Source organism: Pseudomonas sp. p106, from assembly GCF_003936645.1.
GTDB lineage: Bacteria > Pseudomonadota > Gammaproteobacteria > Pseudomonadales > Pseudomonadaceae > Aquipseudomonas > Aquipseudomonas putida_E.
Genome location: NZ_RHQR01000005.1, coordinates 114,348 through 129,660, shown reverse-complemented (window position 1 = coordinate 129,660; position 15,313 = coordinate 114,348). Strand labels below are relative to the sequence as shown.

Genomic DNA, 15,313 nt, shown 5'->3' with positions numbered 1-15,313 from the left:
TTAACGCACGAAGCCCGGCGGATGTGCTAGGCGGGTGCAGGCTTGTGAATCCTGGGGCTGCTGCGCAGCCCTTACGCGACGCAGGCCACGCTCTACCTGTAGGAGCGGCCTTGTGTCGCGAAAGGGCCGCAAGGCGGCCCCGCTTCTCCATGGCTGTTTACTGCGCCTGATAGATCTGGTCGAACACCCCGCCATCATTGAAGAATTTGGGCTGTGCTGTCTTCCAGCCACCGAAGTCCTTGTCGATAGTCACCAGATCCAGTTTCGGGAATTGCTTGCCGAACTCGGCAGCGACCTTCGCGTCACGTGGGCGGTAAAAGTTTTCGGCAGCGATTCTCTGGCCAGCCGCGCTGTACAGGTGCTTGAGGTACTCCTCGGCGATCTGTTCATTACCCTTCTTCTGAGCGTTCTTGTCGACCACCGCCACAGGCGGTTCGGCCAGGATCGACAGCGAAGGCACGACGATCTCGAATTTGTCGCCACCGCCGTCCTCCTTCAGCGCCAGGAAAGCTTCGTTTTCCCAGGCCAGCAGAACATCACCCTGGCCGTTGTTGACGAACGTGATGGTCGAGCCACGGGCACCGGTATCCAGAACCGGCACGTGCTTGAACAGCTCCTGCACGTATTCCTTGGCTTTGGCTTCGCTACCACCTTGCTTCAGGCCGTAGGCCCAGGCGGCGAGGAAGTTCCAGCGCGCGCCACCGGAGGTTTTAGGGTTGGGGGTAATGACCGCAACGTCCTTCTTGATCAGGTCACCCCAGTCCTTGATGCCTTTCGGGTTGCCCTTGCGCACCAGGAACACGATGGTCGAGGTGTACGGGGTGCTGGCGTCCGGCAGGCGCTTCTGCCAGTCCTGCGGCAGGGTCTTGCCCAGCTTGGCGATCTCGTCGATGTCACCCGCCAGGGCCAGGGTCACCACGTCGGCGCGCAAGCCGTCGATTACCGCGCGGCCCTGCTTGCCCGAGCCGCCATGGGACTGCTGGATCTTCACCTTGTCGTCCGGGTGAGACTGCTGCCAGTGCTTGATGAATTCAGCATTGTATTGCTGATACAGCTCACGGGTCGGGTCGTAGGACACGTTCAGCAGTTCGTAGTCCTTGGCGATGGCGGAACCGGCAAAAACGGCACTGGCCAAGGCGGCGAGCGCATAACGGCGGATGGACATGGTGAAGCTCCCGATTGGCATTTTTCTAGTTTTGTGTGTGGTGCGTGATCAGCTGGGTTTGTTGCCGGGCTGTTGCAGGCGGAACTTCTCTTTACGCTCGATCTGCACGACCTGACCGTTGTGCACGGTAATCTCCACCGCACCGAAACGCAGATCGCGCAGAGCGCTCTGGATCTCACGCACAATGGTGGCTTCGTCCTGACCGTCAATGCTGCGCACAGATGCACTCATGCTCGCTCTCCTGTGAGTGAGGTGCCGGGCAGAGGTTTTTGAAGGGGGTATGCGCCTGGCTTGAGAGCAATAGTAGAGAGGCGCTGATATTCTTAAAAATACTGTTTAAGAATTTTTATATAACCAGAATTATTATTCGCTGAGTTCGCTAAAGGGCCGCACTGCGGCCCCAGCTTTCTGCAGGACTAACTGGATTGCTTCTGAGGCTCGCGGATCTTGTACCAGGCCACATACAGCGCCGGCAGGAACAGCAGCGTCAGCAGCGTCGCAACGATGATCCCACCAATCATGGCGTAGGCCATCGGCCCCCAGAACACCTCGCGGGCAATCGGGATCATGCCCAGGCTCGCCGCCGCAGCGGTCAGCAGGATCGGCCGGCGCCGATGGTTGGTGGCTTCCACCACCGCGTCCCAGTGCGAAAAGCCTTGCGCCACGAACTCATCGATCTGCGTTACCAGGATCACCGAGTTACGGATGATGATACCTGCCAGCGCCAGGATGCCGAGGATCGCCACAAAGCCCATTGGCGTCCCCGTGGGCACCAGCGCCAGCACCACGCCGATCAGCCCAAGCGGCGCCACGCTGACCACCAGGAACAACTTCTGCACGCTGTGCAGTTGGATCATCAGGAACGTTGCCATCAGGAACAGCATCAGTGGGATCACCTTGCGGATAGGCCCTTGCGCCTTGGCGCTCTCCTCCACCGTACCGCCAGTGGCCACTTCGAAGCCCACCGGCAGCTTGCTGGCGAACTCGTCAATCTCCGGCTTCAGCTGGGCCACCAGATCGGTGGGTTGGATGTCGCCGTTGACCGAGGCCTTGATGGTGATGGTCGGCTTGCGGTCGCGGCGCCATACCAGCGGCTGCTCCAGCTCGTAGCGCACGGTGGCGAACGAAAGCAGCGGAATCGAGGTGCCGCCAGGGGTGAGTATCTGCAGGTTCTGCAGGGTATCAGGCGAACCCCGCTCGCTGTCCTCAGCCCGCGCAACCACATTGACCAGGTAAATGCTGTCATTGACCTGGGTGATCTGCACACCGCTGACGATGCTGTTCATCACATTGGCCACATCTTCGGACGACAGCCCCAGCTGACGCGCCTTGTCCTGGGCGATTTCCACGCGCAACACTTTACCCGGCTCGTTCCAGTCGTAGATCATCTCGCCGATGTGCTCGTTCTGGTCCAGCAGGGTAGCCAGGTCGATGGCATGCCGGCGCACCTGATCGATGTCGGCGCCGCTGATCCGATACTGGATTGGCCGGCCCACTGGCGGGCCCATCTCCAGCGACTGGACGTTGCTGCCAATGCCCACGAACTCTTCGTGCAGTATCTTCTGCAAGCGCTTCATCATGCCCTGGCGCTCTTCGAAACCCTTGCTGACAATGACCAACTGTGCGTAGTAGGGGTTCTGCAACTGCTGGTCGAGGGGCAGGTAGAAACGGATAGCGCCCTGGCCAATGTAAGTGCTCCAGTGCACCAGGTCCGGGTCGTCCTTGATCCGCGCCTCGAAACGGTCCACCACCTTGCGCGTCTGCTCGATCGAAGCGTTTTGCGGCAAGTTGAGGTCGACGAGGATTTCCGGGCGGTCCGAGGACGGGAAGAACTGGTTCTGCACGAAACGCTCGCAGAAGATCGCCAAAGCAAACAACAGTACCGTGCCGATGATGGTCAGCCAGCGGTTGCGCATGCACCACAGCAGGCCACCCTCGAACGCTCGTCCTACTCGCCCGGTCTGCTCCTTGTGAGCCTTGAGCTTGCTGCTCAGGATATGCACGCCCAGTACCGGCGCGAAGAACACGGCCACCACCCACGACACGATCAACGCCACGGCGATTACCGCGAACAGTGTGTAGGTGTACTCACCCGCCGAGCTGGCATTGAGCCCAATGGGCACGAAGCCGGCAACGGTCACCAAGGTGCCGGTGAGCATGGGGAATGCGGTAGAGGTATAGGCGAACGTAGCTGCCTGCTCCTTGGTCTCGCCCATCTCCAGCCGCGTGACCATGACCTCCACGGTGATCATCGCATCATCCACCAGCAGGCCGAGGGCGATGATCAGCGCGCCCAGCGAGATCCGCTGCATGGTGATACCGCTGTACTCCATGAACACGAACACCATCGCCAGCACCAACGGGATCGAGCACGCCACCACCAACCCAGCACGCACACCGAGGCTGATAAAGCTCACCGCCAATACGATCACCACCGCTTCGAACAGCGCGCTAGTGAAGCCGCCGACTGCCTGCTTTACCACCACCGCCTGGTCTGACACGGTGTGCACACCTACCCCGACCGGCAAGTCGGTGATCACGCTGTCCATTTTTTTCTTCAGCGCCGCACCGAATACCTGCATGTTGCCACCGGCTTTCATGCCGATGGCCAGGCCGATTGCGGTCTGGCCGTTGAAGCGGAACATTGGCGTCGGCGGGTCGACGTAGCCGCGCTCGATATCAGCGATATCGGCCAGGCGGAAGAAGCGGTCGTTGATCCTGAGGTTGACGGTTTGCAGGTCTTTCTCGGAAGCGAACTGCCCGGTGGTACGCACCGAAATGCGCTCTGGCCCCGCCTCGATCACCCCGGCAGGCGTTACCGCGTTCTGTGATTGCAGGGCCTGCATGACCTGGCGCTGGTCGATGCCCAGCGCCGCCAGTTTGCGGGTCGAGAAGTTCAGGTACAGCACTTCGTCCTGGGTACCGATCAGTTCGATCTTGCCGATGTTGGGCACTTCGCGCACTTCAGCGCGGGCCTGTTCAACGTAGTCGCGCAGCTGGCGCAGTGTCAGCCCATCAGAGGTAAAGGCGTAGACCGAGCCGAATACGTCACCGAACTCGTCGTTGAAGGCAGGCCCCTGAATACCCTGCGGGAACTGGCCGCGGATGTCCTGGATCTTCTTGCGCACCTGGTACCAGATTTCCGGGATGTCCTTGGCTTTGGTGGTGTCGCGCAGGTACACGTAAACGGTGGACTCACCCGGACGGGTGTAGCTTTTGGTGTAGTCGAGGGAATCCAGCTCTTCGAGCTTTTTCTCGATGCGGTCGGTGACCTGGTAGAGGGTTTCGTCCTGGGTCGCACCTGGCCAGCGGGTCTGGATGACCATGGTTTTGATGGTGAATGACGGGTCTTCCTCACGCCCGAGGTTGAAGTACGAAAATATCCCCATCAGCAGGCCAACGAACATCAGATACCACACGAATGACTGGTGCTTGAGCGCCCATTCGGAGAGGTTGAAGCTTCCTTTCATTGCGCATCCTCGTCGAAGGTGACCTTCTGGCCAGGCTTGAGGCTGTTCACACCTGCGGTAACGACGCGCTCACCGGGCTGTAAGCCCGACGTCAGGACGATGCTGTCGGCGGTGCGGTCGATCAACACCACGTCACGGGTGGCAACAGTCTTCTGCTGCGTGTCGATCACCCATACCTGGGTCTTGCCGTCACGCTCCAGCAAAGCACTCAAGGGCAGCTCGCTACGCGGCCTCACCTCCGAGCTCAGGGTCACGCTGATGGCGGTGCCAAGGTGGAACGCCGGCGGCGTGCTGGCCAGGGTCAGGCGGGCCCGCCGGGTACGGGTGGTGGCGTCGGCCTGGGGCTCCAGCTCGCGCAGGCTGGCTGTGGTATTGATGGTCGGGTCGAGTTGCGAGGCAACGGTAAAAGTCAGGCCTTTGCTCAACTGCTCGGCCAGGCCGATCGGCAGGTCGATCACCGCTTCCTTCACATCCGGCCGGGCCAGGGTCACCACGGCTTGCCCTGCGGTAACGGTTTGCCCGGCTTCGGCCTGCCACGCGGTGATCACCGCGGCGTGATCGGTGCGCAGGGTGCTGTAGTCGAGTTGGTCACGAGCCTGGCTGAGCGCAGAGCGCGCCTGCTCGAGCGCTGCGCTGGTGGTTTTCAGGTTAGTCTGGGCGATATCCAGCTGGGCCTGGGCGCCAACGCCGCGGTCGTACAACTGCTGTTGGCGACGGGCATCGGCCTGGGCGTTGATCCATTGCGCCTGCACCTTGGCCAAGTCGCCTTCGGCGGCGCGCAGCTGGTTCTGCTGGTCGGTCGGGTCGAGCGTGGCCAGGGTGTCACCCGCCTTCACCTGGGCGCCCACGTCCAACCAGCGCCGGGCAATGCGCCCGGAAATCCGGAAACCCAAGGTGCTTTCGAAACGCGCCTGGATACTGCCAGCGAAACGGCCCAACTGCGATTGCACCTGGGGTTCGACCTTGACCGACAGCACGGGCCGAATCGGCACTGATGCCTCTTCCTCGTTACTGCAGCCGGCCAGCAGTATGCCGGCCGACAGCATCAGCAGCAGGCGCTTCATAGCTCGCCCCCTTGGGCCTTGGCGTCGACCTTCAGCACCTGCATGCCGGGGTGCAGCAGTTGCCCGCCTTTGACCACCACGGTTTCGCCACCCTTCAGGCCACTGGCGACCACGATCTTGCCGGTGAGGTAACGGCTGACTTCGACTTTGCGCAATTCCACCTTGTCACCCTCGCCCACCACCCACACGGCGGGGTCATGCAGGGCCTTGGTCAGCGCCGACCAAGGCAGTTCAACGCTGGGCCGGCCCTGAGCATTGGTGGTGGCGGTCACCGGGGCGCCCAGTTGCATACCTGCTGGCACGTCTTTCAGGCCTACCTTGACCTGCACCGTGCCGCTTTGCGCCGATACCGTGGGGGTGATTTCGCGCACGAAGCCATGCGCCTGGACCTTGGGGTCGTCCAGCAGGCTGACGATCACCCCTGCATCGCTGGGCGGTGCCACCAGCAGCGATTCGTAGACGTTGAACACTGCATCGCGGTCGCCATCGGTGGCCAGGCTGAAGATCGGCATGGTCGCCTGGACCACTTGACCGACCTCGGCCTGGCGCTCGGTGATCACCCCATCAGCCTCCGACACCAATGCGGTGTAGCCCAGTTGCTCTTGGGCATTGGCCAGTTGCGCCTGGGCTGCCTTGAGCGCGCTCTGGTTGCTGCGCAGCGATGCTTCGGCCGAGTCGTATTCGCTCTGGCTGGTGTACCCCTTGGGCAAGAGCTTTTGCTGGCGGACGAAGGCCGCGCTGGTCTGGGTGACGCGCGCCTGAGCGGCGAACACCTCGGCCTTGGCCGAATCGACATTGTTCTGCAGGTCTTTGGGGTCCAGCCGGGCCAGCACCTGATTGGCCTTCACATGATCGCCCACGTCAACGCTGCGCGAGATGATCTTGCCACCCACGCGAAACGAGAGATCAGTCTGCACACGCGCCTGCACATCACCGGTCAGGGTGACCCTGGCGGCGAAGTCAGTGGGTTGGACTTGCAATACACCGACCCGTGGCAAAACCTCGGGAGCCTCTTCCTTGCTGCAACCTGTGAGCAGGCCAAGCAGCCCCAAGCCTACGACCAACAGTGAACGCGTCACCCTCATGCAGGCTCCTGGCTTGCGCGCAAATGATTCGTGGGATGCGACTGTTAGCGTAGATCAGGGTTCAGAAAAAACACTGATCAAAGTCAGTTGGGCGGTCATGGCGACAATGCGGGCCCTGAAACAAGCAAGCCCGCTTCCACTGGATCGATGCAGCCCTCGCGGCGTGCAACCTACCTGTGGAAGCGGGCTTGCCCGCGACTACCGCGCTCAGGCCGACGCTGCGGCTGCCGTCGTGCGTTTGATCTGCGGCTGCGACACGCTGGCCGCAGCACCCTCCTCGATCGCCTGCTGGATCGCCTTGCGGCGATGCTCTTCGGCGCGGCGGCTGAAGTACCAGACCATGAAGGTCACCAATGACACCGACAGCAGGATCAGGCTGGCCACGGCGTTGATCTCCGGCTTCACGCCCAGGCGCACAGCGGAGAACACTTCCATCGGCAAGGTGGTCGAACCAGGCCCGGACACGAAGCTGGCCAGTACCAGGTCATCCAGCGACAGGGCGAACGACATCATGCCGCCCGCCGCCAGCGACGGCGCAATCATCGGGATGGTGATCAGGAAGAACACCTTCCACGGCTTGGCACCCAGGTCCATGGCCGCTTCTTCGATCGACAGGTCCAGCTCGCGCAGGCGCGCCGACACCACTACCGCCACATAAGCCGCGCAGAACGTGGTGTGGGCGATCCAGATGGTGACCACGCCCCGTTCCTGCGGCCAGCCGATCGTCTGCGCCATGGCCACGAACAGCAGCAACAGCGACAGACCGGTGATCACTTCAGGCATCACCAGCGGTGCAGTGACCAGGCCACCGAACAGCGTGCGGCCCTTGAAGCGGGTGACCCGGGTCAGCACGAAGGCTGCCAGGGTACCCAAAGCCACCGCCGCCACCGCCGTGTAGCAGGCGATCTCCAGCGAGCGCATCACCGACCCCATGAGCTGGGTGTTGTCGAGCAGGCCGACGTACCACTTGATCGACCAGCCGCCCCACACCGTTACCAGCTTGGAGGCGTTGAACGAATAGATCACCAGGATCAGCATCGGCAGGTAGATGAACAGCAAGCCGAGCACCAGCATCAGCTTGGAGAAACTGAAGCGCTTCATGCCCTGCCCTCCATTTCTTTGGCCTGGCTACGGTTGAACAGCAGGATCGGTACGATCAGGATCGCCAGCATCACCACCGCCAGGGCAGAGGCCACCGGCCAGTCACGGTTGTTGAAGAACTCTTGCCACAGCACCTTACCGATCATCAGGGTTTCCGGGCCGCCCAGCAGTTCCGGAATGACGAACTCGCCCACCACCGGGATGAACACCAGCATGCAGCCGGCGATAATGCCGTTTTTCGACAGCGGCACGGTGATCTTCCAGAAGCTGTTGAAGGTGCTCGAGCCCAGGTCCGATGCGGCTTCGAGCAGGCTCTGGTCGTGCTTTACCAGGTTGGCGAACAGCGGCAGGATCATGAACGGCAGGTACGAATAGACCACGCCGATGTACACCGCCAGGTTGGTGTTGAGGATCTGCAACGGCTGGTCGATCAGCCCGGTCCACATCAGGAACCCGTTGAGCAGGCCGTTGTTGCTGAGGATGCCCATCCAGGCATAGACGCGGATCAGGATCGCGGTCCAGGTCGGCATCATGATCAGCAGCAACAGCACGGTCTGGGTTTCCTTGCGTGCGTTGGCAATCGAATAGGCCATCGGGTAGCCGATCAGCAAACACAGCACGGTGCTGATGAAGGCCATCTTCAGCGAGCCCAGATAGGCCGAGATGTACAGCTCATCCTCGGTCAACAGGCCATAGTTGGCCAGGTTGATTACCAGCTGCACCTTGTCTTCGACGTAGCTGTAGATCTCGGTATACGGCGGGATCGCCACGTCGGCTTCGGCAAAGCTGATCTTCAACACGATGAAGAACGGCAGCATGAAGAACAGGAACAGCCAGATGAACGGCACACCGATCACCAGGTGCCGCCCCTCGGGGATAAGGCGCTGGAAGGCTCGCTTGAGCTTGCGCAGTTTCATGACCGCAGTACCACGCCGCTGTCGTCTTCCCACCAGACGTACACTTCATCGCCCCAGGTCGGGCGGGTGCCCTGGCGCTCGGCGTTGGCGACGAAAGACTGGACCACTTTGCCGCTGGGCAGCTCGACGTAGAACACCGAGTGGCCGCCCAGGTAGGCGATGTCATGGACCTTGCCGCGCGACCAGTTGTGCTCGAAATCCGGCTGCTCGGTAGTCACCAGCATTTTTTCCGGGCGCAGGGCGTAGGTGATGTGCTTGTCTTCAACCGAAGTGGACACACCGTGGCCAACGTAGATCTTGCGCTCGAGTTCCGGCGAGGCGATCAGCGCATGGCCTTCGGCATCGTCGATCACTTCGGCCTCGAACAGGTTGACGTTACCGATGAACTCGCACACCAGGCGGCTGGTGGGCGTCTCATAGATATCCACAGGCGAACCGATCTGGGCAATCCAGCCCAGGTGCATGATGGCAATGCGCTGGGCCATGGTCATGGCCTCTTCCTGATCGTGGGTCACCATCACGCAGGTCACGCCCACGCGCTCGATGATCTCGACCAGTTCCAGCTGCATCTGCGAGCGCAGCTTCTTGTCCAGCGCGCCCATTGGCTCGTCGAGCAGCAACAGCTTGGGGCGCTTGGCCAGCGAACGGGCCAAGGCCACACGCTGACGCTGACCACCGGAGAGCTGGTGCGGCTTGCGCTTGGCGTACTGGGTCATGTGCACCAGCTTGAGCATCTCGGCCACGCGGGCGTCGATCTCGGCCTTGGGCATCCGGTCCTGCTGCAAGCCGAAGGCGATGTTCTGCGCCACGGTCATGTGCGGGAACAGCGCGTAGGACTGGAACATCATGTTGATCGGCCGCTCGTAGGGCGGCATGTCGGTGATGTCTACGCCATCGAGGAAAATACGCCCTTCAGTCGGGCGCTCGAAACCGGCCAGCATACGCAGCAAGGTCGACTTGCCCGAACCGGAGCCACCGAGCAGGGCGAAAATTTCGCCCTTGCGGATCTCCAGCGACACATCGTCCACCGCTACCGTTTCGTCGAATTTTTTTGTGACCCGGTCGATCTTGACCAACACCTGCTTGGGTTGCTGGCCACCCTCGAGGGCTTTCTTATAGGCACCGGAGGCAACTGCCATGAGTGAAACTCCCAACAAGATTTGTGTGCCCGCCCCTGCTTTGGCGGCGGGCCTGGATTGTTACTTGCCCGACTTGACCTTGGTCCAGCTGCGGGTCATCAAACGTTGCACCTTCGGTGGCAACTCACTGTTGACGAACATCTTGTCCAGCACTTCCTGCGGTGGGTAAACCGCGGCGTCAGTCCTCACGGCCTGGTCCATCAGGTCGCCAGCCTTGGGGTTCGGGTTGGCGTAACCGACGTAATCACTGACCTGGGCGATAACCTCAGGTTTCAGCAAATAGTTGATGAAGGCGTGAGCCTCTTTGACGTTCCTGGCGTCCTTGGGGACCGCCAGCACGTCGAACCAGAGGTTGCCGCCTTCCTTGGGAATCGCGTAGGCCAGGTTCACGCCCTTCTTCGCTTCTTCAGCGCGGGCCTTGGCCTGGAACACATCGCCGGAAAAACCTGCCGCGACGCAGATGTCGCCGTTGGCCAGGTCCGTGATGTACTTGGACGAGTGGAAGTAGGTTACGTACGGGCGTACCGCCAGCAGCTTCTGCTCGGCCTTCTCGTAGTCCTTGGGGTTGGTGCTGTTGGGGTCCAGCCCCATGTAGTTGAGCACCGCCGGCAGCATTTCATCCGCCGAATCCAGGAACGCCACGCCGCATTGGGAGAGCTTCTTCATGTTCTCGGGCTCGAACAGCACGGCCCAGGAATCGATGGTGTCCACGCCCAGTGCCGCCTTGACCTTGTCGACGTTGTAGCCGATGCCATTGGTGCCCCACAGGTAAGGCACGGCGTACTGGTTGCCTGGGTCGTTCTTTTCCAGGCGCTTCATCAACGCCGGGTCCAGGTTGGAATAATTGGGCAGCAGGTTCTTGTCGAGCTTCTGGAACGCGCCCGCCTTGATCTGCTTGCCGAGGAAATGGTTGGACGGCACTACCACGTCATAACCGGTGTTGCCGGCCAGCAGCTTGCCTTCCAAGGTTTCGTTGGAGTCGAACACGTCCTGCACAGGTTTGATACCCGTGGCTTTCTCGAAGTCTTCGAGCGTGGTCGGGCCAATGTAGTCGGACCAGTTGTAGAAGTGCACCGTAGGCGCCGCTTGGACGCTGCATGCCAGCGTCAGGCCCGCTCCAGCCATGAAGGCTTTGCGTAATACAGAAATAGACAAGTGGGTGGTCCTCACAATCAGTGCCTTGGTAACGGCGCAGCGCTGCCGCGCACGCAAAACCGGCGCGCAACTTACCCTCGCAGCCACGATGCCGCAATCATCAATTGCCATTCACCGGCTCTGGGCCGGAAAACCCCGGCCCAGAGGTCTTGCATCGGGCTTACTTGCCCGACTTGATCCTGGTCCAGCTGCGGGTGATCAGACGCTGGGCAGCAGCTTCTGGCGCGGCGATCGCGTACAGGTGCTTTTTCACGTCGGCAGGTGGATAGATGCTCGGGTCGCTGGTGATGTCCTTGTCCACCAACGGGGTCGCAGCAGCGTTACCGTTCGGGAAACGTACGGCGTTGGTGATCTCGGCCATGATTTCCGGCTGCATCAGGAAGTCCATGAACTTGTAGGCGGCGTCCTTGTGCTCGGCATCCTTGGGGATGGCGACCATGTCGTAGAAGGTGCCAGCGCCTTCTTTCGGGATGATGTAGTCGACCTTGACCTTGTCGCCGGCTTCGTGTGCGCGGGCTTTGGATTGCTCCAGGTCACCCGAGTACCCGACGGCCACGCAGATGTTGCCGTTGGCCATGTCGCCGATGTATTTGGACGAGTGGAAGTAGGTGATCGAAGGACGAATCTTCAGGAACAGGTCCTCGGCCTTCTTCAGGTCTTCTTTCTTGGTGCTGTCGCTAGGCAGGCCCAGATAGTGCAGCGCGGCTGGCAGCATTTCGGTCGGGGCGTCGAGGAAGCTCACGCCACAGCTCTTGAGCTTCTCGATGTTCTCAGGCTTGAACACGACGTCCCACGAATCGATCTTGTCGACGCCCAGCGCGGCCTTGACCTTCTCCGGGTTGTAGCCGATGCCGATCGAGCCCCACATGTAAGGGAAAGCGTGCTTGTTGCCTTTGTCGCTGGCGTCACCGACGGCCTTGAGCAGGTCTTCGTCGAGGTTCTTCCAGTTCGGCAGCTTGGAGCGGTCGAGCTCTTCGTAGACCCCCGCCTTGATCTGCTTGGCCAGGAAGTTGTTGGACGGCACGACCACGTCATAGCCGGACTTGCCCGCCAGCAGCTTGGCTTCCAGGGTTTCGTTGCTGTCGAAGACGTCGTACTTGACCTTGATGCCTGTCTGTTTTTCGAACTTCGCGATGGTGTCCGGAGCGATGTAGTCCGACCAGTTGTAGACGTTCAGCACCTTGTCTTCAGCCTGTACAGCGGTGGCCATGGCACCCATCAGGGCGGCGGCCAGCAACGTCTTGCCCATTTTCTTCATGCGTCATGCTCCAGAATTTTTTATTTAGCCATCTGTTCAGCAGCCAGAACCTACCGTGCAGAGCGCCGGGCGACTGAAACAGCCGCTAGTCTGGCAAGTTACAAGGCGCTGTTTCAAGGAAACCATCCCCTTGTAACGACTTAATGTCACATCGCTAGCCTAGCAGGCGCTCAACGGATCGCTTCGAGGGTCAGGTCCAGGCACTTGCGCGCCTTTTCCACCAGCTCGTCCACCTCTGCATGGCTGATCACCAAGGGTGGAGCGATGATCATGGTGTCACCCACCGCGCGCATGATCAGGCCGTTGTCGAAGCAGAAATTGCGGCAGACCATGCCCACACCCTTGCCTTCGTAACGGCTGCGGGAGGCCTTGTCCTTGACCAGCTCGATCGCGCCGAGCAGGCCCAGGCCGCGTACCTCGCCCACCAGCGGGTGGTCCTGCAGCTCACGCAGACGTTTCTGCAAGTAGGGTGCCACTTGCGTACGGACCTTCTCGACGATCTTCTCGTCGCGCAGGATGCGCAGGTTTTCCAGGCCTACCGCAGCCGCCACCGGGTGACCGGAATAGGTGAAGCCGTGGTTGAAGTCTCCGCCTTCGCTGAGCACCTTGGCCACCTTGTCACGCACGATCACACCGCCCATGGGGATGTAACCGGAAGTAAGGCCCTTGGCGATGGTCATCAGGTCGGGCTTGAGGTCGTAGTAGTCTGAGCCGAACCACTCGCCGGTACGGCCAAAACCGCAGATCACTTCGTCAGCGACGAACAGGATGTCGTACTTGGCGAGGATCTCCTTGACCTTCGGCCAGTAGGTTTCTGGCGGGATGATCACGCCGCCGGCGCCCTGGATCGGCTCGGCGATGAAAGCTGCGACGTTGTCCTCGCCCACTTCCAGAATCTTTTTCTCCAGCTGCTCGGCCGCCCACACCCCGAAGTCGTCCGGGCTCATGTCGCCGCCTTCACCGAACCAGTACGGTTGCGGGATATGCACGATGCCCGGGATCGGCAGCCCGCCCTGTTCGTGCATGCCGCTCATGCCGCCCAGGCTTGCACCGGCGACGGTCGAGCCGTGGTAGCCGTTGATACGGCCGATGATGGTCTGCTTCTGCGGCTTACCCTTGAGCGCCCAGTAGTGGCGGACCATGCGCAGCACGGTGTCATTGCCTTCAGAGCCGGAGCCTGTGAAGAACACATGGGTCATGCCTTCGGGCGCTACGTCGGTGATGGCCTTGGCCAGCTCCAGCGCAGGCGGGTGGGCCGTCTGGAAGAACAGGTTGTAGTACGGCAGTTCGCGCATCTGCTTTTCGGCAGCCTGTACCAGCTCTTCACGGCCATAACCCACCGCGACGCACCACAGGCCGGCCATGCCGTCGAGGATCTTGTGCCCCTCGCTGTCCCACAAATGCACACCCTGCGCCTTGGTAATGATGCGCGGCCCCTTTTCCTTCAGCTGCTTGTAGTCACTGAAGGGTGCAAGGTGGTGCTCGCCGCTCAGGGTTTGCCAGTCACGGGTTTGCGGGTTTTTGACGCTCATGTGCTTCTCCAGGGTCCACAGGCCGCCGGCGGGCGGCCTCAGGGGTTGATCACACAGCAAACAGCAGGAACTCACGCTCCCAAGAGCTGATGACGCGCTTGAAGTTCTCATGCTCGGCGCGCTTGGTGGCAACGTAGCCGGTGATGAATTTCTTGCCCAGGTACTGGGTCAGCGCGCGGCTGACTTCCATGCGTTCCAAGGCGTCCTCGATGGTCAGCGGCAGGCGCAGGTTGCGCCGCTCGTAGCCGCGCCCCTGCACCGGCGCGCTGGCGGCAATGCCTTCGACCATACCGATGTAGCCGCACAGCAAGCTCGCAGCGATGGCCAGGTAAGGGTTGGCATCGGCGCCTGGCAGGCGGTTCTCGACGCGACGGTTCTGTGGGCCGGCATCCGGTACGCGCAGGCCGACGGTGCGGTTTTCCTCGCCCCACTCGACGTTTACCGGGGCCGAAGTGTCTGGCAGGAAGCGGCGGAACGAGTTGACGTTCGGGGCAAACAGCGGCAGCGCCTCGGGGATGAACTTCTGCAGGCCACCGATGTGGTGCAGGAACAGCTCGCTCATGCTGCCGTCTTCATTGCTGAAGATGTTCTTGCCGGTGACCGAATCGACCACGCTCTGGTGCAGGTGCATGGCGCTGCCCGGCTCGCCGGTCATGGGCTTGGCCATGAAGGTGGCGGCTACATTGTGCTTGAGCGCCGCTTCGCGCATGGTGCGCTTGAACACCAGGATCTGGTCGGCCAGGTGCAGGGCGTTGCCGTGACGGAAGTTGATCTCCATCTGCGCCGTGCCGTCTTCGTGAATCAGGGTGTCGAGGTCCAGTTGCTGCAGCTCGCACCAGTCGTAGACGTCCTCGAACAGCGGGTCGAATTCGTTGGCCGCTTCGATGGAGAACGACTGGCGGCCGGTTTCCGGGCGGCCTGAACGACCTACCGGCGGCTGCAGCGGGAAGTCCGGGTCCTCGCTGCGCTTGGTCAGGTAGAACTCCATCTCTGGCGCGACGATCGGTTGCCAACCCTTGTCGGCGTAAAGCTGCAGGACTTTCTTCAGTACGTTGCGCGGCGACAGCTCGACCGGGTTGCCCTTCTTGTCGTAGGTGTCGTGAATGACCTGGGCGGTAGGCTCGATGGCCCACGGCACGAGGAACACAGCGTTCTCATCGGGCCGGCAGATCATGTCGATGTCGGCCGGGTCGAGCAGTTCGTAATAGATGTCGTCATCGACGTAATCGCCGGTCACGGTCTGCAGCAACACGCTCTCGGGCAGGCGCATGCCTTTCTCGGCGATGAACTTGTTGGTCGGCGAGATCTTGCCGCGGGTGATGCCGGTCAGGTCACTGATCAGGCATTCGACTTCGGTGATCTTGTGCTCTTTCAACCAATCGGTGAGCTGGTCGAGGTTGTTACTCATAGATACCTCAGGAGGTAAT

12 protein-coding genes are annotated in these 15,313 nt (G+C 61.2%); all 12 read right to left on the bottom strand.

The window, feature by feature from the left end:
* Nucleotides 1-157 precede the first annotated feature (157 nt).
* Nucleotides 158-1,165: a sulfate ABC transporter substrate-binding protein gene (locus EGJ09_RS08485; RefSeq protein WP_125923607.1), complete on the bottom strand. Its 1,008-nt coding sequence runs from the start codon at nucleotides 1,163-1,165 to the stop codon at nucleotides 158-160.
* Nucleotides 1,166-1,213: 48 nt separating this feature from the next.
* Nucleotides 1,214-1,396 carry a sulfur starvation response protein OscA gene (gene oscA / locus EGJ09_RS08480; protein WP_125923606.1) on the bottom strand — a complete coding sequence of 61 codons (183 nt, stop codon included), beginning with the start codon at nucleotides 1,394-1,396 and terminating at the stop codon, nucleotides 1,214-1,216.
* A 185-nt stretch (nucleotides 1,397-1,581) separates the two neighbouring features.
* Nucleotides 1,582-4,635 carry an efflux RND transporter permease subunit gene (locus tag EGJ09_RS08475; RefSeq protein ID WP_046786982.1) on the bottom strand — a complete coding sequence of 1,018 codons (3,054 nt, stop codon included), beginning with the start codon at nucleotides 4,633-4,635 and terminating at the stop codon, nucleotides 1,582-1,584.
* Entirely contained in the window at nucleotides 4,632-5,699 is a 1,068-nt protein-coding gene (locus EGJ09_RS08470) for an efflux RND transporter periplasmic adaptor subunit (protein ID WP_046786981.1), read from the bottom strand. Before EGJ09_RS08470 ends, EGJ09_RS08475 begins: the two co-directional genes overlap by 4 nt.
* Nucleotides 5,696-6,784: an efflux RND transporter periplasmic adaptor subunit gene (locus EGJ09_RS08465; RefSeq protein WP_046786980.1), complete on the bottom strand. Its 1,089-nt coding sequence runs from the start codon at nucleotides 6,782-6,784 to the stop codon at nucleotides 5,696-5,698. The genes EGJ09_RS08470 and EGJ09_RS08465 overlap by 4 nt, the downstream gene beginning before the upstream one ends.
* Nucleotides 6,785-6,991: 207 nt before the next feature.
* On the bottom strand, nucleotides 6,992-7,885 hold the full coding sequence (locus EGJ09_RS08460) for an ABC transporter permease subunit (RefSeq protein ID WP_125923605.1): 894 nt from the start codon (nucleotides 7,883-7,885) through the stop codon (nucleotides 6,992-6,994).
* The gene (locus EGJ09_RS08455; protein WP_172655290.1) at nucleotides 7,882-8,763 is read right to left on the bottom strand and encodes an ABC transporter permease subunit; all 882 of its coding nucleotides are present in this window, start codon (nucleotides 8,761-8,763) and stop codon (nucleotides 7,882-7,884) included. The genes EGJ09_RS08460 and EGJ09_RS08455 overlap by 4 nt, the downstream gene beginning before the upstream one ends.
* 35 nt (nucleotides 8,764-8,798) lie before the next feature.
* Nucleotides 8,799-9,941 (bottom strand): polyamine ABC transporter ATP-binding protein, encoded by a 1,143-nt coding sequence (potA, locus tag EGJ09_RS08450; RefSeq protein ID WP_012312231.1) that lies wholly within the window; start codon nucleotides 9,939-9,941, stop codon nucleotides 8,799-8,801.
* Between the two features lie 60 nt (nucleotides 9,942-10,001).
* Complete coding sequence (locus EGJ09_RS08445; protein WP_119689111.1) at nucleotides 10,002-11,096, bottom strand: polyamine ABC transporter substrate-binding protein; 1,095 nt, start codon at nucleotides 11,094-11,096, stop codon at nucleotides 10,002-10,004.
* Nucleotides 11,097-11,256: 160 nt separating this feature from the next.
* Nucleotides 11,257-12,354: a polyamine ABC transporter substrate-binding protein gene (locus tag EGJ09_RS08440; RefSeq protein ID WP_046786978.1), complete on the bottom strand. Its 1,098-nt coding sequence runs from the start codon at nucleotides 12,352-12,354 to the stop codon at nucleotides 11,257-11,259.
* 170 nt (nucleotides 12,355-12,524) lie between these two features.
* Complete coding sequence (locus EGJ09_RS08435; protein WP_125923604.1) at nucleotides 12,525-13,886, bottom strand: aspartate aminotransferase family protein; 1,362 nt, start codon at nucleotides 13,884-13,886, stop codon at nucleotides 12,525-12,527.
* Nucleotides 13,887-13,935: 49 nt separating this feature from the next.
* On the bottom strand, nucleotides 13,936-15,294 hold the full coding sequence (locus tag EGJ09_RS08430; RefSeq protein ID WP_012312227.1) for a glutamine synthetase family protein: 1,359 nt from the start codon (nucleotides 15,292-15,294) through the stop codon (nucleotides 13,936-13,938).
* Nucleotides 15,295-15,313 lie beyond the last annotated feature (19 nt).

Excerpts from the sequence above, each read along its gene's own strand:
- EGJ09_RS08485 (WP_125923607.1), bottom strand. The coding sequence starts at position 1,165 with ATGTCCATCCGCCGTTATGCGCTCGCCGCCTTGGCCAGTGCCGTTTTT.
- oscA (WP_125923606.1), bottom strand. The coding sequence starts at position 1,396 with ATGAGTGCATCTGTGCGCAGCATTGACGGTCAGGACGAAGCCACCATT.
- EGJ09_RS08475 (WP_046786982.1), bottom strand. The coding sequence starts at position 4,635 with ATGAAAGGAAGCTTCAACCTCTCCGAATGGGCGCTCAAGCACCAGTCA.
- EGJ09_RS08470 (WP_046786981.1), bottom strand. The coding sequence starts at position 5,699 with ATGAAGCGCCTGCTGCTGATGCTGTCGGCCGGCATACTGCTGGCCGGC.
- EGJ09_RS08465 (WP_046786980.1), bottom strand. The coding sequence starts at position 6,784 with ATGAGGGTGACGCGTTCACTGTTGGTCGTAGGCTTGGGGCTGCTTGGC.
- EGJ09_RS08460 (WP_125923605.1), bottom strand. The coding sequence starts at position 7,885 with ATGAAGCGCTTCAGTTTCTCCAAGCTGATGCTGGTGCTCGGCTTGCTG.
- potA (WP_012312231.1), bottom strand. The coding sequence starts at position 9,941 with ATGGCAGTTGCCTCCGGTGCCTATAAGAAAGCCCTCGAGGGTGGCCAG.
- EGJ09_RS08440 (WP_046786978.1), bottom strand. The coding sequence starts at position 12,354 with ATGAAGAAAATGGGCAAGACGTTGCTGGCCGCCGCCCTGATGGGTGCC.
- EGJ09_RS08435 (WP_125923604.1), bottom strand. The coding sequence starts at position 13,886 with ATGAGCGTCAAAAACCCGCAAACCCGTGACTGGCAAACCCTGAGCGGC.
- EGJ09_RS08430 (WP_012312227.1), bottom strand. The coding sequence starts at position 15,294 with ATGAGTAACAACCTCGACCAGCTCACCGATTGGTTGAAAGAGCACAAG.